Annotated in this window: 21 protein-coding genes and 2 tRNA genes; 12 read left to right on the plus strand and 11 right to left on the minus strand. The window is 61.5% G+C overall.

Translation table 11 applies throughout. The features are described from left to right. Positions 1 to 6: 6 nt before the first annotated feature. A complete protein-coding gene (locus tag AC1D1B_RS16770; protein ID WP_477333601.1) occupies positions 7 to 597 on the minus strand; it encodes a hypothetical protein in 591 nt (196 codons plus the stop codon). A gap of 318 nt (positions 598 to 915) precedes the next feature. Here AC1D1B_RS16770 and clpP point away from each other — a divergent pair, with 318 nt between their 5' ends. The 4 genes from clpP (at position 916) to AC1D1B_RS16790 (ending at position 6,374) form a co-directional block, all read left to right on the plus strand. After that, positions 916 to 1,545, plus strand: a complete 630-nt coding sequence (clpP, locus tag AC1D1B_RS16775) for an ATP-dependent Clp endopeptidase proteolytic subunit ClpP (RefSeq protein WP_477268010.1) — start codon at positions 916 to 918, stop codon at positions 1,543 to 1,545. Positions 1,546 to 1,839: 294 nt separating this feature from the next. Beyond that, positions 1,840 to 3,114 carry an ATP-dependent Clp protease ATP-binding subunit ClpX gene (clpX, locus tag AC1D1B_RS16780; RefSeq protein ID WP_477268012.1) on the plus strand — a complete coding sequence of 425 codons (1,275 nt, stop codon included), beginning with the start codon at positions 1,840 to 1,842 and terminating at the stop codon, positions 3,112 to 3,114. 274 nt (positions 3,115 to 3,388) lie between these two features. Then, positions 3,389 to 5,800: an endopeptidase La gene (lon, locus tag AC1D1B_RS16785; RefSeq protein WP_477333602.1), complete on the plus strand. Its 2,412-nt coding sequence runs from the start codon at positions 3,389 to 3,391 to the stop codon at positions 5,798 to 5,800. 301 nt (positions 5,801 to 6,101) lie between these two features. After that, positions 6,102 to 6,374, plus strand: a complete 273-nt coding sequence (locus AC1D1B_RS16790) for an HU family DNA-binding protein (protein WP_112392385.1) — start codon at positions 6,102 to 6,104, stop codon at positions 6,372 to 6,374. An 80-nt stretch (positions 6,375 to 6,454) separates the two neighbouring features. On the opposite strand, the gene AC1D1B_RS16795 is transcribed toward AC1D1B_RS16790, so the two are convergent. Continuing rightward, on the minus strand, positions 6,455 to 7,477 hold the full coding sequence (locus AC1D1B_RS16795) for an aldo/keto reductase (protein WP_477333909.1): 1,023 nt from the start codon (positions 7,475 to 7,477) through the stop codon (positions 6,455 to 6,457). Between the two features lie 175 nt (positions 7,478 to 7,652). On the opposite strand from AC1D1B_RS16795, the gene AC1D1B_RS16800 reads away from it, so the two are divergent. Together AC1D1B_RS16800 and AC1D1B_RS16805 are read left to right on the plus strand one after the other, a co-directional pair. Then, on the plus strand, positions 7,653 to 8,219 hold the full coding sequence (locus tag AC1D1B_RS16800; RefSeq protein ID WP_477333603.1) for an SIS domain-containing protein: 567 nt from the start codon (positions 7,653 to 7,655) through the stop codon (positions 8,217 to 8,219). 5 nt (positions 8,220 to 8,224) lie between these two features. Continuing rightward, positions 8,225 to 8,968 (plus strand): creatininase family protein, encoded by a 744-nt coding sequence (locus tag AC1D1B_RS16805; protein WP_477333604.1) that lies wholly within the window; start codon positions 8,225 to 8,227, stop codon positions 8,966 to 8,968. 274 nt (positions 8,969 to 9,242) lie between these two features. Here the strand turns inward: AC1D1B_RS16805 and AC1D1B_RS16810 are convergent, their stop codons facing one another. The 3 genes from AC1D1B_RS16810 to AC1D1B_RS16820 form a co-directional block, all read right to left on the minus strand. Further along, on the minus strand, positions 9,243 to 10,160 hold the full coding sequence (locus AC1D1B_RS16810; protein ID WP_181060669.1) for a carbohydrate ABC transporter permease: 918 nt from the start codon (positions 10,158 to 10,160) through the stop codon (positions 9,243 to 9,245). Between the two features lie 9 nt (positions 10,161 to 10,169). Further along, positions 10,170 to 11,285: a carbohydrate ABC transporter permease gene (locus AC1D1B_RS16815; protein WP_477333605.1), complete on the minus strand. Its 1,116-nt coding sequence runs from the start codon at positions 11,283 to 11,285 to the stop codon at positions 10,170 to 10,172. A gap of 96 nt (positions 11,286 to 11,381) precedes the next feature. After that, positions 11,382 to 13,046 (minus strand): ABC transporter substrate-binding protein, encoded by a 1,665-nt coding sequence (locus tag AC1D1B_RS16820; RefSeq protein WP_477333606.1) that lies wholly within the window; start codon positions 13,044 to 13,046, stop codon positions 11,382 to 11,384. Between the two features lie 273 nt (positions 13,047 to 13,319). On the opposite strand from AC1D1B_RS16820, the gene AC1D1B_RS16825 reads away from it, so the two are divergent. From AC1D1B_RS16825 to rbsK, 3 genes are read left to right on the plus strand one after another with little or no spacing between them, the layout of a single operon-like run. After that, the gene (locus tag AC1D1B_RS16825) at positions 13,320 to 14,372 is read left to right on the plus strand and encodes an ABC transporter ATP-binding protein (RefSeq protein ID WP_477333607.1); all 1,053 of its coding nucleotides are present in this window, start codon (positions 13,320 to 13,322) and stop codon (positions 14,370 to 14,372) included. A gap of 44 nt (positions 14,373 to 14,416) precedes the next feature. Further along, on the plus strand, positions 14,417 to 14,869 hold the full coding sequence (locus AC1D1B_RS16830) for an RbsD/FucU family protein (protein WP_477333608.1): 453 nt from the start codon (positions 14,417 to 14,419) through the stop codon (positions 14,867 to 14,869). A gap of 4 nt (positions 14,870 to 14,873) precedes the next feature. Continuing rightward, entirely contained in the window at positions 14,874 to 15,803 is a 930-nt protein-coding gene (rbsK, locus tag AC1D1B_RS16835; RefSeq protein WP_477333609.1) for a ribokinase, read from the plus strand. Between the two features lie 23 nt (positions 15,804 to 15,826). On the opposite strand, the gene AC1D1B_RS16840 is transcribed toward rbsK, so the two are convergent. Next, entirely contained in the window at positions 15,827 to 16,198 is a 372-nt protein-coding gene (locus AC1D1B_RS16840; protein ID WP_477333610.1) for a hypothetical protein, read from the minus strand. A 246-nt stretch (positions 16,199 to 16,444) separates the two neighbouring features. Here AC1D1B_RS16840 and AC1D1B_RS16845 point away from each other — a divergent pair, with 246 nt between their 5' ends. Next, the gene (locus AC1D1B_RS16845; protein ID WP_477333611.1) at positions 16,445 to 16,753 is read left to right on the plus strand and encodes a hypothetical protein; all 309 of its coding nucleotides are present in this window, start codon (positions 16,445 to 16,447) and stop codon (positions 16,751 to 16,753) included. Between the two features lie 113 nt (positions 16,754 to 16,866). Here the strand turns inward: AC1D1B_RS16845 and AC1D1B_RS16850 are convergent, their stop codons facing one another. Both AC1D1B_RS16850 and AC1D1B_RS16855 read right to left on the minus strand, forming a co-directional pair. After that, the gene (locus tag AC1D1B_RS16850) at positions 16,867 to 17,178 is read right to left on the minus strand and encodes a hypothetical protein (protein WP_477333612.1); all 312 of its coding nucleotides are present in this window, start codon (positions 17,176 to 17,178) and stop codon (positions 16,867 to 16,869) included. Positions 17,179 to 17,220: 42 nt separating this feature from the next. Further along, positions 17,221 to 17,297 (minus strand) — tRNA-Asp (locus tag AC1D1B_RS16855). 219 nt (positions 17,298 to 17,516) lie between these two features. Between AC1D1B_RS16855 and AC1D1B_RS16860 the strand changes: the two genes are divergently transcribed. After that, positions 17,517 to 17,592: transfer RNA gene (locus AC1D1B_RS16860), tRNA-Val, on the plus strand. Between the two features lie 67 nt (positions 17,593 to 17,659). Here AC1D1B_RS16860 and AC1D1B_RS16865 read toward each other — a convergent pair. From AC1D1B_RS16865 to AC1D1B_RS16875, 3 genes are all read right to left on the minus strand, one after another. Continuing rightward, positions 17,660 to 17,836, minus strand: coding sequence for a hypothetical protein (locus AC1D1B_RS16865; protein WP_477333613.1), 177 nt, complete (start codon positions 17,834 to 17,836; stop codon positions 17,660 to 17,662). A gap of 53 nt (positions 17,837 to 17,889) precedes the next feature. Beyond that, positions 17,890 to 18,849 (minus strand): acyltransferase family protein, encoded by a 960-nt coding sequence (locus tag AC1D1B_RS16870; protein ID WP_477333614.1) that lies wholly within the window; start codon positions 18,847 to 18,849, stop codon positions 17,890 to 17,892. Positions 18,850 to 19,360: 511 nt separating this feature from the next. Next, the gene (locus AC1D1B_RS16875) at positions 19,361 to 19,912 is read right to left on the minus strand and encodes a hypothetical protein (RefSeq protein WP_477333615.1); all 552 of its coding nucleotides are present in this window, start codon (positions 19,910 to 19,912) and stop codon (positions 19,361 to 19,363) included. Between the two features lie 189 nt (positions 19,913 to 20,101). Between AC1D1B_RS16875 and AC1D1B_RS16880 the strand changes: the two genes are divergently transcribed. Continuing rightward, on the plus strand, positions 20,102 to 20,923 hold the full coding sequence (locus AC1D1B_RS16880; protein ID WP_477333616.1) for a M15 family metallopeptidase: 822 nt from the start codon (positions 20,102 to 20,104) through the stop codon (positions 20,921 to 20,923). Positions 20,924 to 20,978: the final 55 nt, after the last annotated feature.

Consider the following 20,978-nt stretch of genomic DNA (forward strand, 5'->3'; position numbering starts at 1 on the left):
CTCGCTCTAATCCTGGCAGTGCCTCGCGATATGCACGCGGCGCCAGCTGGTCGAGCCTTCCTGCACCACCACCCGGCGCGCCACCCTCTGGTATGATGGCGCGATCTCGGTGACCTGCCGCCGCTCCGGCCGCACCAGCACTTCATGGGCAACGCTCTCATATTCGGCTGGCAGCACAACCCGACGGGTGCGCTCCGGTTCAACGACGACCGTTTCGGCGACACGCGCATAGCGAGCCTTGCGCCAGACCTTGCACAGCACCCGGCGGCCGTGGATGACGCGCCACTCCCAGGCATAGCCGCCATTGTCGACCTGGACCGTGCGGTAAACAGTGCGGGTGATGGCTGGCACGACCTCATAGGTGACGCGGGGCGGCGCGATCTGCTCGACGCGCTCGAGCGTGCCATAGATCGGCGGGTCGTAATCGACCAACTGCCCGCCCGGGCTGACCATGACGTCTTCATAGACGGTGTCGTAGAGCGCGGGCCTATGCACCGGCTCATAGCATTCGACTGCCCTGCCGCCGGCAACTGCTTCGGACACCATGCCGAGACCGGCAAGGCTGGCAATGGCCAAGGAAGCTGTTTTCCTGATCATGGCACTCCCCCTGTTTGAACGCGAAAACGCAGGTTCAACGTTGAATTGTAGGGTATGGTTCTCCTGGGGAAAGCGGTTTCACCGCATTTCGTTAAGCGATGCGGTTAAGGAATTGCTACACCCGAAAACACGGCCGGCCGCGTTCGGGCTTCCCCTTGCGCGGAAACCTTGATTCGACTTAACCAGATGGCTAGGAGAAGGCGGCCTTGCGCTAGGGTGAGCCGGCATCCTATTTACATCCTAACCGTCCAGAACCGATTCTGCCCGATTGCTAATGTTCCCGGCGCCGGAATCCCCATCTCCAAAAAGGGATAGTCCATGAAGAACCCCGTCGAAACCTACATGAACCTCGTTCCGATGGTGGTCGAGCAGACCAATCGCGGCGAGCGGGCTTACGACATTTTCTCGCGCCTCCTGAAGGAGCGCATCATTTTCATCACCGGCCCGGTCGAAGACGGCATGGCGACGCTGGTTTGTGCACAGCTTTTGTTCCTCGAGGCCGAGAACCCGAAGAAAGAGATCAACCTCTACATCAACTCGCCCGGCGGGGTGGTGACCTCGGGCATGGCGATCTACGACACCATGCAGTTCATCAAGCCGGCGGTGTCGACGCTGTGCATCGGCCAGGCGGCGTCGATGGGCTCGCTGCTTCTGACCGCCGGCCACAAGGATATGCGTTTTGCCACGCCGAACGCCCGCATCATGGTTCACCAGCCTTCCGGCGGCTTCCAGGGCCAGGCCTCCGACATCGAGCGCCACGCCATGGACATCGTCAAGCTGAAGCGCCGCCTCAACGAGGTCTATGTCAAGCACACCGGCAAGAGCTACGAGGAGATCGAACGGACCCTCGACCGCGACCATTTCATGACCGCCGACGAAGCCAAGGATTTCGGCCTCATCGACAAGGTCATTTCGTCGCGCGAGCCGGCGGAAGGCGCTGCCGCATAAGGCTGCATGGCAGTTGGATGGCGGGATAACGCGCTTTTGCTGGGATTTGCGGCATTTCGGCCACAATTGGCTGTTCCCTCGGCGGATGGGATTGCCTACGTTAATGCTATGTTGATTTTCGACGGCTTAGCTTTGTGCGGGGTTGCCGCGAATCATTGCCACGTTTTCTGATTTGTGTTTCGTACGGAATGCGTTGCGGGAGCCGGGCACTGGCGGCGGCGAATTCCCGCGATAGATAGAATATCCGCCCTTTTCAGCCAGACCATCGGCGGGCGGCGATGAAAGGACAGGGAAATGAGCAAGGTCGGCAACAACAGCGGTGATTCCAAGAACACGCTTTATTGCTCGTTTTGCGGCAAAAGCCAGCACGAAGTGCGCAAGCTGATCGCCGGCCCGACGGTCTTCATCTGCGACGAATGCGTCGAGCTGTGCATGGACATCATCCGCGAGGAGAACAAGACCTCGATGGTGAAGTCACGCGAGGGCGTGCCGACCCCGCAGGAGATCCTGAAGGTTCTCGACGACTATGTCATCGGCCAGCCCTACGCCAAGCGCGTGCTGTCGGTGGCCGTTCACAACCACTACAAGCGCCTGGCGCACGCCGGCAAGAACAACGACGTCGAACTGGCGAAGTCCAACATCCTGCTGATCGGCCCGACCGGCTGCGGCAAGACGCTGCTCGCCCAGACGCTCGCCCGCATCATCGATGTGCCCTTCACCATGGCCGACGCCACGACCCTGACCGAAGCCGGTTATGTCGGTGAGGACGTCGAAAACATCATCCTGAAGCTCCTGCAGTCGGCCGACTACAATGTCGAGCGCGCCCAGCGCGGCATCGTCTACATCGACGAAATCGACAAGATTTCGCGCAAGTCCGACAACCCCTCGATCACCCGCGACGTGTCGGGCGAGGGCGTGCAGCAGGCGCTGCTGAAGATCATGGAAGGCACGGTCGCCTCCGTGCCGCCGCAGGGCGGCAGGAAGCATCCGCAGCAGGAATTCCTGCAGGTCGATACCGCCAACATCCTGTTCATCTGCGGCGGCGCCTTCGCCGGGCTGGACAAGATCATCTCGGATCGCGGCCGGAAGACTTCGATCGGCTTCGGCGCCATCGTCGCTTCGCCTGAGGATCGCCGCACCGGCGACGTGTTCCGCCTGGTCGAGCCCGAGGATCTCTTGAAGTTCGGCCTCATCCCCGAGTTTGTCGGCCGTCTGCCGGTTCTGGCGACGCTGGAAGACCTCGACGAGCCGGCGCTGATCCAGATCCTGACCGAGCCGAAGAACGCGCTGGTCAAGCAGTATCAGCGGCTGTTCGAGATGGAGAGCGTCGACCTGACCTTCCACGAGAATGCACTGTCGGCGATCGCCAAGCGCGCCATCGACCGCAAGACCGGCGCCCGTGGCCTGCGCTCGATCATGGAAGCGATCCTGCTCGACACCATGTTCGAACTGCCGGCGCTGGAAGGCGTGCGCGAAGTGGTGATTTCGGAAGAAGTGGTGACCGGCAGCGCCCGGCCGCTCTACATCTATTCCGAGCAGAAGGAAAAGAAGGGCAACGTCAGTGCCTGATATGGCATCTGGCCCGACCTTTTTATGGAACGGCGCCCGTTGGGCGCCGTTTTGCTGTGGTGAGGTACCAAGCCTTGTGACGGAGTGGATGAACGGACCGTGCTGACCCTTGATCTTTGCCCCTCGTGCATCCAACTAACAACAGAAGGCCGTGGTGGCATATTCTGTGCTGTAAAACTCCCGTCACAAACGGTGGTAGGCGGAACGACCCACGGTCGTTAATATGAGATTCGCGGTTGGCTCAATTAGCGGCCGCGACATGAAAGGTTGGACAATGGCCAAAGTATCCAAGGCTCCCAGCGACGGCGTCTTCGCAGTCCTCCCACTGCGCGACATCGTGGTGTTCCCGCACATGATCGTTCCGCTCTTTGTCGGGCGTGAAAAGTCGATCAAGGCGCTGGAAGAGGTTATGGGTCAGGAAAAGCAGATCCTGCTTGCCACCCAGATGAATGCCGCCGATGACGATCCCGAGCCCGATGCGATCTTCGACATCGGCACGCTCGCCAATGTGCTGCAATTGCTGAAGCTGCCCGACGGCACCGTCAAGGTGCTGGTCGAAGGCGCTTCGCGTGCCAAAATCGTCTCGTTCACCGACCGTCCGGACTTCCACGAAGCCCGCGCCGCGGCGCTGGTCGAGCCGGAAGAGGAAGAGGTTGAGGTCGAGGCGCTCGCCCGTTCGGTCGTCACCGACTTCGAAAACTACGTCAAGCTGAACAAGAAGATCTCGCCCGAAGTGGTGGGCGCTGCCAGCCAAATCGACGACTATTCCAAGCTCGCCGATACGGTTGCCTCGCACCTCGCCATCAAGATCCCCGAGAAGCAGGAAATGCTGGCCACGCTGTCCGTCAAGGAGCGGCTGGAAAAGGCGATGGGCTTCATGGAAGCCGAAATCTCCGTCCTGCAGGTGGAGAAGCGCATCCGCTCGCGCGTCAAGCGCCAGATGGAGAAGACGCAGCGCGAATACTACCTCAACGAGCAGATGAAGGCGATCCAGAAGGAGCTCGGCGAAGGCGAAGACGGCCGCGACGAGGCCGCCGAGATCGAGGCGCGCATCAAGAAGACCAAGCTCTCCAAGGAGGCCCGCGAAAAGGCGGAAGCCGAGTTGAAGAAGCTCAGGACGATGTCGCCGATGTCGGCTGAATCGACCGTCGTGCGCAACTATCTCGACTGGATCCTGTCGATCCCGTGGGGCAAGAACTCCAAGGTCAAGCAGGACCTGGCGTTTGCGCAGAACGTGCTCGATACCGATCATTTCGGTCTCGACAAGGTCAAGGAACGCATCGTCGAGTATCTCGCCGTGCAAAGCCGCCAGAAGAAGCTGAAGGGGCCGATCCTGTGCCTCGTCGGCCCTCCCGGCGTCGGCAAGACCTCGCTCGGCAAGTCGATCGCCAAGGCGACTGGACGCGAGTTCATCCGCATGGCGCTGGGCGGCGTGCGTGACGAGGCCGAGATCCGTGGTCACCGCCGCACCTATATCGGCTCGATGCCCGGCAAGGTCATCCAGTCGATGAAGAAGGCCAAGAAGTCCAACCCGCTCTTCCTGCTCGATGAGATCGACAAGATGGGCCAGGACTTCCGCGGTGATCCGTCTTCGGCCTTGCTCGAGGTGCTCGATCCGGAACAGAACTCGACGTTCATGGACCATTACCTCGAGGTCGAATACGATCTGTCGAGCGTGATGTTCGTGACGACGGCGAACACGCTGAACATCCCTGCGCCCTTGATGGACCGCATGGAGATCATCCGTATCGCCGGTTACACCGAGGACGAGAAGATCGAGATCGCCAAGCGGCACTTGATGCCCAAGGTGATCCGCGATCACGCGCTGCAGCCGAAGGAGTTCTCCGTCGGCGAGGACGCGATCCGCGGCATCGTCCAGACCTACACCCGTGAAGCGGGCGTCAGAAGCCTGGAGCGCGAGCTGATGAAGCTCGGGCGCAAGGCGGTGACCGAGATCCTGAAGACGAAGAAGAAGACGGTGAACATCACGGCGGCGAACCTCGCCGATTACCTCGGTGTCCAGCGCTTCCGCTTCGGTCAGGTCGAGGCTGACGATCAGGTCGGTGTCGTCACCGGTCTTGCGTGGACGGAAGTCGGCGGCGAGCTGCTGACGGTCGAAGGCGTCATGATGCCCGGCAAGGGCCGCATGACGGTGACCGGCAATCTGCGCGACGTGATGAAGGAATCGATCTCGGCGGCGGCCTCCTATGTCCGCTCGCGGGCCATCGATTTCGGCATCGAGCCGCCGCTGTTCGACAAGCGTGACATCCACGTTCACCTGCCGGAAGGCGCCACGCCGAAGGACGGTCCGTCTGCCGGTGCTGCCATGGCGACAGCCATCGTGTCTGTCATGACAGGTATTCCGGTCCGGGCCGATGTGGCGATGACTGGCGAGATAACGCTTCGCGGCCGCATCTTGCCGATCGGCGGCCTCAAGGAAAAGCTGCTCGCCGCACTGCGCGGCGGCATCAAGAAGGTGCTGATCCCGGAAGACAACGCCAAGGATCTGGCGGAGATTCCGGACAATGTGAAGAACGGCATGGAGATCATTCCGGTCTCACGCGTCGGCGAGGTTCTGAGACATGCGCTGGTGCGTATGCCGGAGCCGATCGAGTGGGTCGAGCCGGTCAATCCACCGGCCACGACCGATACCGTTGACGATGCTGGAAAGTCGCTTGCACACTAGAGCGCCGCGCGTCCACTTGGACGCGCAAAGGACGCTCTGGCACTCTAGACTGGCGCATGGTCCTTTCCGAAAACCGACTGCGGTTTTCGGGGCCATGCGTTAGTTTTAGCTAAAGTTGCAGTGCACAAAGAGAGAGCCGGGCCTTGCGCCCGGCTTTTTCATGTGAAAAACCCACCTTTTCCGGGCTTTTTCCAACTTTTTTCCCGCTTTTCGACTTGGTTGCGGGAGCGCTTCTTTCTAAAGTCCGTTTCCTGCCGGATGAGTCGAAGATTTCCGGTTTTTCTCATGGAAGGGAATTTTTATGAACAAGAACGAACTGGTTTCCGCTGTCGCCGAATCCGCGAGCATTTCGAAGGGTGACGCACAGTCGGCGGTCGATGCGGTGTTCTCCGTCATCACTGGCGAACTGAAGAAGGGCGGCGATGTACGGCTCGTCGGCTTCGGAAATTTCACCGTCTCCAAGCGCGCGGCTTCGACTGGCCGCAACCCGCAGACTGGCGCGGAAGTGAAGATTCCGGCGCGCACCGTGCCGAAGTTCTCGGCCGGCAAAGGCCTCAAGGACGCGGTCAACTAAGACCATTTTTTCTTTTTCTGAGAATGTCGAAAAGCCGGGCTTGCCCGGCTTTTCTTTTGCCTTGTCGCTGAGGCGGGTCGTTAGCCTACCGGTGCATCGGCGCGCATCAGGCCTTCCTGCTTTAGCTCGGCCCACAGCGCTGCCGGCAGCCTGGCGTCGAGCAGGGCGCGGTTGCTTTCGACTTCGCTCGGCCGCTGGCCACCGGGGATCACCGACACAACGGAAGGGTGCAGCAGCGGGAATTGCAGCGCCGCCTCGATCAGCCTGATGCCATGGCGCTTGCAGACCGCCTCGATGCGCCCGACGCGATCCATGATGTCCTGCGGCGCCTCGGAGTAATTGTAATAGGCGCCTGGCTTCGGCCCGGTCGCCAGGATGCCGGAATTGTAGGGACCGCCGAGCACGATGCCGATGCCGCGCTGCTCACAGAGCGGCAGGAAGGATTGAAGCGCCTCCTGCTCCAGCAGCGTGTAGCGCCCGGCCAGCAGGAACAGGTCGAAATCGCCACGTTCGGCCAGTGTCTGGCAAACTTCCCATTCGTTGATGCCGCCGCCGAACGCCTTGATCACGCCCTGGTCGCGCAGGGCAAGCAGTCCGTTATAGCCCGAGGCCATGAAGTCCTCGATGCGCTGGTCGGACGCTTCCTTGCTACCGTGGGTGAAGATGTCGAGGTCGTGGACGAAGAGGATGTCGATGCGGTCGACGCCGAGCCGCTCCAGCGAGGCCTCGAACGAGCGCATGACGCCATCATAGCTGTAATCGTAGACTTCCTTGCGCGTGGGTGTGTCGAAGAACTTGCCGATGCCGGTTCGCTCCTCCGGCGGACAGGCGCGCAGCAGGCGGCCGACCTTGCTCGACAGCACATAGTCATCGCGCTTCCTGCCGCGCAGGAAGGCATTGAGGCGTGTTTCCGCCAGGCCCAGCCCATAGAGCGGCGCGGTGTCGTAGTAGCGGCAGCCGGTCGCCCACGCAGCCTCCAGCGTCGCACTGGCATCCTCGTCGGGGACGGCGCGGTAGAGATTGCCGAGCGGCGCACTGCCGAAGCCAAGCTCGGTGAAGTCGATGCCGCCATTGCCGATGCGGTCGAAATGCCGTGTCTTCATGTCGCTTAAGATTTCCTGGATTGATTTGTCTGACATGACACTATCACGCCGCTGGCACAGCAAAAGCCGCAGCGGCTGTTGGACACGCATTTTCGCGGTGATAGCATGAACAAAAACAAGCCTTTCCCCGCAAATGCGCAACCGGAAATCCCGGCCACAACCCTGGCGGACTCTGATGACGAATGCCGGCTCGGATATGTTCGCGACTGCCCTGCAAGAGCTGGGCGCCGTGCTGGCGAGCGTCGACGAAGCCGGCATCGACACCGCTTGCGAAACGCTGGCCCGCGCGCAGAAGATCGTCGTCTATGGCTGCGGCCGCGAGGCCTTGCAGCTCAAGGGCCTCGCCATGCGGCTCTATCACCTCGGGCTTGACGTGTCGGTGGTCGGCGACATGAACACGCCACCCCTTGGCCCCGGTGACGTCTTCCTGGTCAGTTCCGGCCCGGGCGAGACCACGACGGTGCTCACCTTGATGCAAGTCGCCCGCCAGGCCGGCGCGACGGTGCTGCTGCTCACAGCCGAGGCTGCGGGCAGTGCGACCGCACTCGCCGACTTCACCTTGCTCATCCCGGCACAGACCATGGCCCGTGACCAGGGGCCACAAAGGACGTCGCTGTTGCCGATGGGCTCGGTCTTCGAAGGCGCGCTGTTCCTGCTGTTCGAGGTGATGGTGCTCAAGCTGAAGGGGCTGACCGGCCAATCGTCCGAGGCCATGCGCGCGCGCCACACCAACATGGAGTAGGCGCGATGCGCTACGCATTGATGCTGCCGCACCAGATCCGCAAGGCGATCGCCGAGAACTGGCCGGTTGTCCTCCCGCTCGGCGTGCTCGAATATCACGGCGAACACATGGCCGTCGGCATGGACACGCTGGCCGTCATCAAGACGCTGGAGCTCTACGAAAAGGAGGCCGACATCGTCATCCTGCCGGCTTTCTATTACGGCGCGGCGAGCTATGCGGTGGCGGCACCTGAAGGCAGCGGCTCGGTGCAGGTCGGCGGCAATCAGCTGGCGCCGTTTGGTGAAGAGCTGTTCTACAGCCTGATGCGCATCGGCTTCCGCAACATTCACGCCATCATCCACCACCAGACCGAGAACTTTGTGGCCGGCATGCCGACCGATCTCGCCTTCAAGGCCGCCGGCCGCCAGGCGATCTTCCGCTTCCTGGAGAAGCAGCGCGGCGAGGGCTGGTGGGGCTCAAACGAGATGGCCGACTATTATGCCGGTCACGCCGCCGGTGAAAACTTCTTCAACTGGGTGCAGGTGCATCCGCTGATGTCGGCCGCCATGAACGGCAAGTATCCGTTCGACCATGCAGGCATCGGCGAGACGTCACTGATGCTGGCGCTGTGCCCGGAAGCAGTCGATGCCAGCCGTTTTGGCGAGAATACCAGTTGGTATACGGCGAGTGCCAAGGACGCATCGGCGGAGCTGGGGCAGAAGGGCGTCGCGATGATCATGGATCATCTGCGAGAGATCCTCAGGCGCTAGCTACGAGATCGTCGGACGGCTTTGGTATTTCGTCATCCTAGGGCGAAGCAGGAGCGAAGCGACGTCGCGGAGACCCTAGGATCCATGCCGTGACCGCGGCCAAAGAACGCTGCGGTGCAGGATAGAAGCGGTTCGCAGCGGCCTTCCTGGCGTCAAAAGTTTCTTCACCGTGGCGGCGCGTCGATGTCACGGCATGGATCCTAGGGTCTGCGCCGCGTCGCTTCGCTCCTTGCTTCGCCCTAGGATGACGAAGCGATGGGGGCCGCCGCTCGCCCTACTTCACCGCACCCGCCGTCATGCCCATGATCAGATAGCGTTCAAGCGCAATCCCGATGACCGCAAGCGGTGCGATCGCGGCGGTGGCAAGCGCTGCCATCGACCACCAGTTGATACCCTGTGAGCCGGTCTGGCTCGCCACCATCACCGGAATGGTCTTGGCATCGGTCGAGGTCAGCAGCGCGGCGAAGAAGTACTCGTTCCAGCATAGCACCATCGCCAGGATGAAGGCCGCGACCATGCCCGGCAGCGCGATCGGCATGACGATGCGCAGGAAGGCGCCCCAGATCGACAGGCCGTCGACCAGGGCTGCTTCCTCGAGCTCGACGGGTATCGAGTTGAACTGGTCGCGCATGATCCAGATGACGATCGGCAGCACCATCAGCGTATAGAGCAGGATCAGGCCGATGCGCGTGTCGAGCAGGCCGACTTCGCGGTAGAGCACCAGGAAGGGCAGGGCCAGCACCACCGGCGGCAGGATCAGCTGCGACAGGAAGAAGAACGAGATGTCCTCGTTCTTGAACCAGGCGAATTGATAACGGTACCGGGTCAGCCCATAGGCGGCAAGGCTGCCGATGACGATAGCCAGGCTCGACGCGCCGACCGAGGTGATGACCGAATTCATGAAGCGCTTGAAGAATTCCTCGCGCACCGTCGACGTCTGGAAGATCGAATCCGGCGACAGGCCGAGCGAGCGCCAGCCCTTCCAGTCCGGCTGGAAGTCGACGAACGGGATGAGGTGGCCCTGGGTAACGTCCACGGCCGTTTTGAATGAGGTCGAGATCGTCCAGTAGATCGGGAACAGGCAGATGAAGGCCCAGAACGCCAGCGCGCCATAGATGAAGACGCGGTTGGCCAAAAAGCCCACCGGCGAGCGGATTTCCGAAGCGACATAGTCGGTGGTCTGGACGCTCATGCTCCCCCGTCAGTTCACATTGCGCACGAAGCGGTTGGCGAATTTCAACAGCCAGGTCACGAAGACGACGATGATGACGAGATAGGCCATCGCCAGCATGGTGCCGTAGCCGACATTCGATCGGTCGCGATATTCGCGGTAGATGAAGCTCGACACCGAATCCGTGGCGCCGCCGGGGCCGCCTGAGGTGACGGTGATGATGATGTCGGCAAGCTTCAGCTTGAAGATGATGCGCAGGATCACCGCCGTGACCGACACCGGCAGCATCAGCGGGAAGGTGACCTGCCAGAAGGTCTGCCAGGTCGTGGCGCCGTCGACGCGCGCCGCCTCCAGCACGTCGCGCGACATCGCCTGCAGGCCGGCAAGCAGCATGATCATCATGAACGGGATGAAGGTCCAGGCATCGAGCACCATGATCGAGATGCGAGCGGTGATCGGGTTGGAGAAGAAGGCGGGGTTCTCCCAGCCGAGATGGCGCGCCAGCGTCGCCGCCGGCCCAAAGCGGTATTCCATCAGCGATTTGCCGATCATCCACGACACCGCGACAGGCGACAGCATCAGCGGCATCAGGAAGACGACACGGAAGAATTTGCGCGCCCGGATCTGCGCGTTGAGCAGCAGCGCCAGGCCAAAGGCGATCGCATATTCGACCAGCACCGCGAGCACGTAGAGCACCATGTTGAACAGCGCGTTGCGGTAGTACGGGTCGGCCAGCATCTGCCAGAAATTGTCGAGCCCGTTGAACTTGCGGCCGGAAAAGGACGACAGGTTCCAGTCGGTCAGCGCGATGTAGAAGCCGAACAGCGTCGGGAAGATCACCATGGCGATGGTGAACAGCAGCGCCGGAAGCAGGAACAGGGCGCGCTGGCCGTCCTCGCCGCGCGTCAGCACCTGGCCGACGCCGAGCGCCACGCCCCACAGCACATAGGCGTAGACGATGGGGCGCCAGGTCTCGAAACCGAGCGTGGTGACTTCACTCTTGTAGAGGATCTCCAGCGCGATCACCGCCAGCAGGCCAAGCGTGGCGGCGGCCATCAGGGCAAAACCCGCCCGCTTGCGGCCTGGCGAGATCAGATCGGCTGGACCGGCGTTTGCCGGCCATGCATTGGTGGTCTGGTCAGCCACGCGTCCCCGTCCGTCTAAAAACTAAACCTGCGACCGGCCCGAGCCGGTCAGATCCGGCGGCTTGCGCCGCCGGACCGTTATCACGATAGGATAAGCCTACATGCCAAGCGAGGCTTTGTAGAGCTTGACCTGGTTTTCGCGGCCGATCTGGTCGGTCAGCTTCTCCCAGGCGGCGGCAATCGCGTCGGCGCCTTCCTGCGCCTTCATCTTGCCGGCAAAGGTGTTGGCCAGGATATCCTCGGCGGTGCTGTAATACTGGAAGATGCCGGGGATGCGCGGCTCGATGGCGGCGTTCGGATGGTTGTAGCTGTCGGCTTCCGACTTGAGATACGAGGTGATGAACGCCTCGTCGTAGCCGGCCGCCACCCATTCCGGAATGTTGAAATGGCTTTTGCGGTAGGGCTGGAAGCCCGACGGATACGCCGCGCACCAAAGCGACAGGTCCTTGCCGCCGAGATGTGCAGCTGCCGACCAGGCCGCCTTCTTCTTCTTTTCGTCGCTGTCGACGCGGGCCATGACATAGACGCCCCAACCGATATAGGCGCAGTTCGGCGAAAAGTTCGGGCCGCTGGCGAGCTTGTCCCACTTGCCTGTCTTGGAATTGTAGACATCGTCGGAGCCGGGCAGGATCGAAAATCCGGTGACGTCGCCGACTACCGAAGTATCGTTGGTCTTGACGTTGGAGCCGACGTCGCCCCACCAGGTGACCATCGAACCGGTGCCGGCCAAGAATTGCTGGAAGGCGGTGGTGTTCGGATCGGCATTGATCTGGTCGGCCGGTTCCGACGGCAGCGCATCGATCACGTCCTGAATGGCCCGCACCCAGGCCGGATTGTTAATGCGCGGCTTCATCGTGTCGGCGTCGAACAGCCATGCCTTGTCGTCCGGATGCTTGGCATAGGCAGTGGCGCGGCTGCCGAGGAAGTAGAAGCCGAAGCCACCCCACCCTTTGGGCGCGTCGAGGTAACCGTAAACGTCCTGGCCGTTGAATTTCTTGCCCTTGAGGAACTTGGTTACGGCCTGCACTTGCTGCCAGGTGGTCGGCACGCCCCAGGGCGTTGTGTTGCCAGCGGCTTTCCACTCATCGGCGAGACCCTTGTCGGCGAAGACATCGGTGCGATAGTTGAAATTGTGCGCGTCGCCGTCGACGGTCACGCGGTACTGCTTGCCATCCCAGGTGCCGACAGGCGGCTTGAGATAGTTGACCAGGTCGTCCATATCGATTTGGGTCTTGACCCAGTCCGGCATCTCGGAGGCCAGCCCCTTGCCACAGACGTCGCCTTCGAAGGGCGCACCCATCTCGATGACGTCGAAGTCGACGGTGCCGGTGGCGATCGACTGTTGCAGGCGGGCGCTGTAATCGGCCTGCGCCAGGTCGATCCAGGTGAACTTGGCTCCGGTATAATCTTCCCACGCCTTCAGGAAGCCGCGATACAGCACATTGTGCAGGTTCAGGTTGTTGAGACCCATGAAGGTGAGTTCGACACCGGCAAACTCGCCTTGCTTGATACTGGCCTTGGTGGCGCCAAGACACATCTCACCGACCTTCTGAAAGTCGGCGTCGGTCGGTTGACCCTTGCCGACGCCGGGGACCTGCAGCAACTGCGCGCGCAGATCATCGGCGGCAAAAGCCGGACGCGTCAATGCGCCGAGACCGGCACCCGATGCCGCCGAGAGCGCGGCCATGCTGGCCGCGCCTTTGAGAATGTCACGCCGGGTCGCACCCGCGCGGACGAATCTTTCGTACAGACCGACTCTCATCTATTCCTCCCAGAACACAGTCGTGAATTGAAATGCCAATCTCTCGGACGCCGAAACGTCGGCGGTTCTCCTTTTATCATACGGGGACGTGGGACCCCACCCTGCGTCGCCTGAAGCTCCGATTTTCGGGAAAAAATCCGACTGTCGGATTGGCACTCGCCACTATTCGCGTAATCGATTACCTTGTCAACACGAATGACTTTTTATCTATAAGATACCGACTTGCCCTTGCCGTTGGCAATGGCTAGCTTCACCGCGAGGAAAGGGGGGACGATGGCTCAAGTCGCGATCACCAATGTGGCCAAGGCGTTCGGAACCGTCAAGGTCCTGCACGATGTCAGCGTCGATATCGCCGATGGCCAGTTTGTGGTTCTGGTCGGGCCATCAGGCTGCGGCAAGTCCACGCTGCTCAGAATGGTGGCGGGGCTGGAAACCGTTTCGGGCGGCACCATCGCCATCGGTGAGCGCATCGTCAACAATCTGCCGCCGGCCAAGCGCGACATCGCCATGGTGTTCCAGAACTATGCGCTCTATCCGCACAAGACGGTGGAGCAGAACATGGCCTTCGCGCTGAAGCTGCGCGGCACCGACCCGGCCGTGGTCGCCGAGCGGGTCAAGCGCGCTGCCGACATTCTCGACCTCAATCCTTACCTGAAGCGCTATCCGCGCCAGCTCTCCGGCGGCCAGCGCCAGCGCGTCGCCATGGGCCGCGCCATCGTGCGCAATCCGCAGGTGTTCCTGTTCGACGAGCCGCTGTCCAATCTCGATGCGAAGCTGCGCGTGCAGATGCGCACCGAGATCAAGGAACTGCACCAGCGGCTGAAGACCACCACCATCTACGTCACTCACGACCAGATCGAGGCCATGACCATGGCCGACAAGATCGTCGTCATGCGCGACGGCCACATCGAGCAGGTCGGCGCGCCGCTGGAATTGTTCGACCGGCCGGCCAATCTGTTTGTCGCCGGCTTCATCGGCTCGCCCTCGATGAACCTGCTCAAGGGCGTGGTCAGGAAGGGCGACAAGGTCGAGATAGCGGGCACGCTGTTCCCGATTGCTGCCGGCAGCGCCGCCAAGGAGGGCCAGGCCGTGGTCTACGGCGTGCGGCCCGAACATCTCGAAATCCACGCCGACGGCGTGCCGGCGAAAATCTCGGTGGTCGAGCCGACCGGCTCCGAAACGCTGGTCTTCGTGCGCTTCGGCGACGGCGAGATGGTGGCGCTGTTTCGCGAGCGCCACGACTTCAAGCCGGGCGGCATGCTCAATCTCAAGCCGCGCCTCGACCAGGTCCATCTCTTTGACGCCGAGACCGGCAACCGGCTCTGATTTTCCAACCGATTTTTGACGAAACCTGCTTGACGAGGACTGCCATGCTCAAAGGGATCAACCCGTTGCTGAACGCCGATGTGCTCCAGGCGCTCAGGGCCATGGGCCACGGCGACGATCTGATCATCGCCGACACCAATTTCCCCGCCGATTCGGTGGCGCGCCAGACCGTGCTCGGCAGGCTGCTGCGCATCGATGCGCCGGCCGCCGACGTGGTCAAGGCGGTGCTGTCGCTCTATCCGCTGGACACCTTTGTGGACGACTCTGCCGCGCGCATGGAGATCGTCGGCAAGCCCAACGAGATCCCTCCGGTGCAAAAAGAGGTGCAAAAACAGATCGACAAGGCCGAGGGTAAGGCCTGGCCGATGATTTCGGTCGAGCGCTACACTTTCTACGAACGCGCCAAAAAAGCCTATTGCGTCATCCAGACCGGCGAGCGCCGCTTCTATGGCTGCTTCGCCTTCCGCAAGGGCGTCGTGCCGCCGGATGCGGAGTAGCCCGATGGCGTCCGGCAAGCCTGTCGTCATACTGGGCGTCTTTGTCGCCGACACCGCCTATCGCGCCGATCGCCAGCCGCGCATGGGCGAGACCATTCTCGGCAATTCCTTCAAGCTCGGGCCGGGCGGCAAGGGCTCCAACCAGGCGGTGGCGGCCGGCAAGCTTGGCGCCGACATCACCTTCCTGACCCGGCTCGGCGTCGACCCCTTCGCCGAGATGGCCAGGCAGACATGGGCGCAGGCAGGCGTGAAATCCGCCGTCATCGACACGCCGCAAAGCTATACCGGTGCCGCCTACATCTTCATCGAGGAGACCACCGGCAACAACGCCATCATCGTCAGCCCGGGTGCGGCCATGTTGATCTCGCCTGAAGATATCGAGGCCAATGCCGGCCTGATCAGCGATGCCGGCGTCTTCGTCACCCAGCTCGAACAGCCGATCGACGCAGCGCTGCGCGCACTCGAGATTGCGCGCGGGGCAGGGGTGACCACCATCCTCAACCCGGCGCCGGCGGCAAAACTGCCGGACCGCATCTACACGCTTTGCGACTATGTTACGCCCAACGAAACCGAGGCCGAGGAGCTGACCGGCGTCAAGGTTGCTTCTATCGACGACGCCCGCCGCGCCGCTGACAGCCTGCTCGCAAAGGGCGTTGGCTCCGTCATCATCACGCTCGGCGAAAAAGGCGCGCTGCTACACACAGCGAACCGTTCCGACCATGTCCCCGTGGTCAGTGCCGGTCCGGTGGTCGAAACCACCGGTGCGGGCGATGCCTTCAATGGCGGGCTGGCCGCGGCCCTCGCCAAAGGCGTGGAGCCGCTGCAAGCGGTCCGCTTCGCCTGCGCCGTCGCCGGCATTTCGGTGACAAGGCCGGGAACGGCGCCGTCCATGCCGACGCTGCAGGAGGTCGAGGCGCTGCTGGCGCGGATTTGAGGCCACAGCGTTCTTGCACTGCCTCACCAGTCCCGATTGTCGTCGAGCCAGTATGCGCCAAGGCAGCCGAGTTGGCGCCGAAGGCCAAGCCGCCGCTTCGTGTCAAACGCCATCTGCGAACGTGTCCAGAGTGCGCTGTTCTCGTTCGAATTGGGCACGATGGTATATCCACTCGCGACCAGCTGCTGCTTCATTTCCTCGAAGTGCCTTTTGAAGCCGTTCTCGATCCGGCTTTGCGAGTAGCGTCGTCCATGCAGGCATTCCTGGGCTAAAATGTCGGAATACATCTCGGCGCTGACCGTTCTCAACGCTTCTTCGGAGATCGTCTTATGGCTGTCCTCGGACCAGCATCGCCCTGCCGACGCTACCAGCATCGCGGCCAACATGCCTGCCAACAACCTCTCCACTTTGGTCCCTTCCGACCAAGGTGGTACATTAGCAACAGTTAATGTAATTCGGCAAGCCTGTCTTGCGTCATCGACACAGGTGGCCCGTAATGGGTCAATAGGCCTGGCACCGCAATTGCACTGTCAGCATTGCCGAGACAAATCGTCGTCCTGGTAGCCGGGGGGCAAATTTGGGGCCCCGCCGCTTCGCAAATGGAGCGGCGGGTTCTTATGCGGCTGAGATGAATCGCCAAGATGCTGGGTTCCGCTATTATGTATTTTCCGCAATTTCTGCTGGGCATGTTCGCGACGTCGTTCATCGTGGCGATCTGGGCGCGCATGGAAACTGGTTCCATCTGGCAGGCGATCGGTTGGGCCATCCTTGCAGCGGTTGTTCTTCAGCTTGGATACATGGCTCTGGTCGTGCGCTTGATCTACAAACGGCCATCGAAAGGCATCGAGGCACCGGTAAATTCCACGCCACCACTTGGTGGCGAGTTGGAGACATTTCGCCAGCGCGGGAATCGAGCACGTCTCGGTAGGGGGAAGAACATAAAAGTCTGAACTGCCGGTTTGGCATTCAGACTTCCGGCCACTTCAAATCAGCGAACTGACTGAAAGTGGCTCGAGTGACGGGGCTCGAACCCCCGACCGTCGGCGTGACGTAGCGCGCCCCGCTAAAGAATCTTGCTGGTCAGTTCCAACATGGTCTGCGCACGGTGGCTGCCGCCGGGCATGTGGACAACGCGCAGAACGCGCAAATCCCTGTTTGATCCTTCGATCGGCATTGAGATGCTTTCGCCGACCCGCGGCAATTCCTGGAAGGCCAGCTCATCGCCTTCCCTGGTTCCGTCAATCGAAATGCGACATGTCACAGCCATCTGTCTCTCCCGTATTTTCAGCCCCAAGGCTGAACGAGACAGTGCTGGAATGGTTCCGATTTTGGAGTTGCGCGCTATTTTTGAAACCGTGAATGCCAGCCCTGGCATTCAGACTTCCGGCCACTTCAAATCAGCGAACTGATTGAGAAGTGGCGCGAGTGACGGGGCTCGAACCCGCGACCTCCGGCGTGACAGGCCGGCACTCTAACCAACTGAGCTACACCCGCGCATTGGACGAACACGTGTCAGCCGTGTTCGTCGTTGGGGCGGTGGATAAGGGGTTCGCCACCGGGTGTCAAGCGCACCTCGACAGCATAACAGCAAACAGGAGAAGGTTTTTTGACAGGCAGCACTTTGCCCGGGAAAACCGCTATGCGGCTAAGCTCGCGCTTGTTCATTTGGCCTTGCGAAGCCAGTCCTGACCGCTTAAAGGTCCGGCCCGGAGCGGGCGATTAGCTCAGTTGGTAGAGCGCTTCGTTTACACCGAAGATGTCGGCGGTTCGAGCCCGTCATCGCCCACCACTTTCCTTTAATAAATTCAACGGCGCCTGCCGGCCTTCGTTCGGCTGCGGCGCAGACTTGCGCTCGGTTATGCGCCCAGAAACGACGGTTTGCGGGCGCCTTGGTAGGCATCGGCTGCGTCCTGCTGGAAGTCGGGATGGTGGTGGCCGTAGGTCGATTCCATCTGCTTTACCGTCATGCCGAGCGAGCCCGCGGCATCCCAGATAGGCACGCGTCGCTGCATCGCAGGCCAGTCGGCGCGCATCCGCCGCTGCATTCCTGGGCCGGCTCCAACATGATCTTCGTGCGCGTCGCCGATCAGGTACTGGTGTGGTGAGCGCCGATGCGTGGTCTGAAACCGCCCCGGCGGGTTTCAAAGGCTACCGTGACGAAGACGGCAACAGCGGCCATCAGCAGGACGCTGAAGACAGGCTGCAAGCCCATGGCACGCGCGGCCTGAAGCACCGGTACATGGGTCGCGTAGAGCGGGTAGGAGAGCGCGCCAGCCCAGATTACCCAGCCTATGCGAGGCAGCCCAAGCGAAGCGCGTACGACGAAGGGACATGCGACCATCGCGCTGATCTCGAAAGCCGGATTGAACGAGGCGAGGACAAGCGCGATCGCAAACACAACGACGGCCAATACCGGGCTTCGGCCAAGAGGGACATCGCCATAGGTGCGGAAGATCCAGATGCCGACCAGGTAGCAGGTTAGTTCTCGCGGGATCAGCCAAAGGACCGATGTAAAGGCCGGGCTCCACAGAGACAGTCCTGTCGCGAAGCTGGCGATGAAAACCAATGCCGCAGCCACCGCCAGGACCAGCACTTGCAGGTTCGATATTTTCGAGATGATCGCTCCGTGCAGGGCATTGCAGACGATCTCCACGAAGAGAGACCAGGCCGGACCGTTGAGCGGAAATGCGGGCCGTCCGACCACGGGAAGAAAAAGCAGGATCAGGGCATAGGCCGCCAGGAGCGGAGCAGAAATACCATGGAATGCGATCATCAGCGTCAATCCGATGGTCGATCCGATGGCCAACGGCAGAAACAGCCGGCGGTATCGCAAGCCGATGAAGCCGACGGCGGTCAGCTCGTTCCGCAGGTGATCCTCATAGGTCCTAGTCATGACGAAACCAGACAGGATGAAGAACAGATCGACCGCAGTCGAAGGGTTGAGCGGCGGCAACGGAAGATGATTGACGCGCGCAAGATGGTGCAGAGCGACAGCGATCGCCGCGACCCCGCGCAGTGCGTCCAGTCCGTAAAGCCGTCCCCCCATGACGCGCCAATATTGCTGAAGTCGAGTGAAATGCAAGCAGACAGCAGATCAATGAAGGTTCCAACCGAATGATGCTACAATCGGCACCGGCTCTCGGCGCGGCATGGAACTTGGCCGGCAGCTGGGATTTCTCGCACCGATGTTGCTCAGGTCGATTTCACCAACCTCGGTGCCTATAGTGAACTTCTGGTCACGGCGCGCGGCATCTCGGACGGCACCACCGGCACCAGGCAGTTGCTGTGCAGCGTCGGAGAACAGGATCGGAATCAAGCACCTTTAGCGACAATCCCTGCCCCCAGAAAGCGCCGAGCTACGAGCCGGAAGCGCCAATCTCAGCAGATATGAGCTGGCGCAAACGGCGTGAAAAAGCCCGGAAATACGGGGTTTCGGCGGTTTTAACCGTTGTTTACACCGAAGATGTCGGCGGTTCGAGCCCGTCATCGCCCACCAATATCCCGAATGTCGGGCGCGGCCACAACCGGCCGCGCCCGCCTTTCTGCCGGCGTACCGGCTACTGCCTGATGAAGCAGGTCTTCTTCGCGCGGGGCGCGGGATCCTCGTCGAAGGCATCGTTGCCGCAGCGCACGCCGTTCCTGAAAACGCCTTGCGTGAACTGACCGCGCGCTCCGTATCTCACCAGTTTGCGGCCACGGAAATCGCAGTACTGATTCTCCCTGGCGCAGGCCACCCACCTGCCGCGGCCCTGGCCGTAGTCGTTGTCACCGTAATTGTCGTCGTCATTGTTGTTGTCGCCGTAATCGTTACCGCCGCCGCGCCTGACGATGTAGCAGGCCTTGTCGCGGCCGGGCGCCGGGTCGCCGAATACCCGATTTGAGCAGGACACGGCAGGACGGTCGAAAAAGCGCGAGGTGGTCTGTCCGCGCGCGCCATAGACCACTTCCGCGGGGTAGGGCAGGCGGCAGGTGCCACCCTCGTCAGCACATCGCTGCATGCGCTGGGCCGAGGCCGTGGCCGGGAAAAGAACAGAAGCGGCCGAGACAAGGCCGACCAGGAAAATGAATGTGAACGCCATCCGGATCAGGGCGCTGGAGGTTTTTGACACGATTTGTCTCCCTTATTGATTCACGCCCCATCTTACAGCAGCCTTGCCAAATGCAAGATGAACGAAAGCCATTGCCAACAGCCGGGATGAGCTGAATTCCCGCTTTGTGGCCAGTGAGCTGCCGTCATCGATCCGGATTTGATAAGGGTCTTGGCCAGCAATCGATTGGCTCTCTGGAGAGGCAGGACAATGATCGACCATCCCAGGCGCCTGCTGCTGCAGCTGATGATCGTATTGGCAATCTGTGGCACCGGGCGCCTTGCCTACGCGACAGATGCCGGCGATGGCGTCGATCAGGCGGCTGCCAAAGCTGCCTTGCTCAAGGCCTATCCCGGACTTTTCACCATCTCGGGCAACGTCCTGACCTGGACCGACGGCGCCACGATGGTGTGGGACGACGGCAAGGCCCGCGACGCCGACGCGCTGCTTGAGAGCCCCGACATCGAAGACATGTTTCGCTATGTCTACCCGACGGCAGCGGAGGGTGCGCTGGTGCCGGCCGAGGATTTCGATCCCGGCCGTATCCGCAACGAAGCCTTCTTCGAGAAGCTCTACGGCAAAAGTGCCGCGGAAGTGGGCAAGCACATCGCCAACGTGAAATGGCTGCCGAAACTCGGCAAGAAAACCGTGCAGGTCACCAAGGTGTTTGGGATCAACGACCGGCTGGGCAAGATCTCCGATGTGCTTGAAGCCATGCCGGCGGAGCTGAGCCGTTACGGGCTCAAGCCCGGCGGCGGCTTTGTCTGGCGGCCCATCGCTGGCACGAACCGGTTGAGCGTCCACTCCTTCGGTGCAGCCTTCGATATCAATGTCGGTTTCTCCGACTACTGGTACAACAACCGAAACAAAACCAACCCGAAGGCCCACATTCCGTTCAAGAACCGGATCCCGCTGGAAATCGCGGAATTGTTTGAGAAAAACGGCTTCATCTGGGGCGGGCGCTGGTATCACTATGACACCATGCATTTCGAGTACCGGCCCGAATTGCTGCTTTACAAGAAACCTGGTTGATCAAGGCGGGAGCAGCCGTAGGGCACATGCGCCGGGTCGAAACCCGCCGATGTTG

The organism is Mesorhizobium sp. P2_C5_2, from assembly GCF_056404535.1.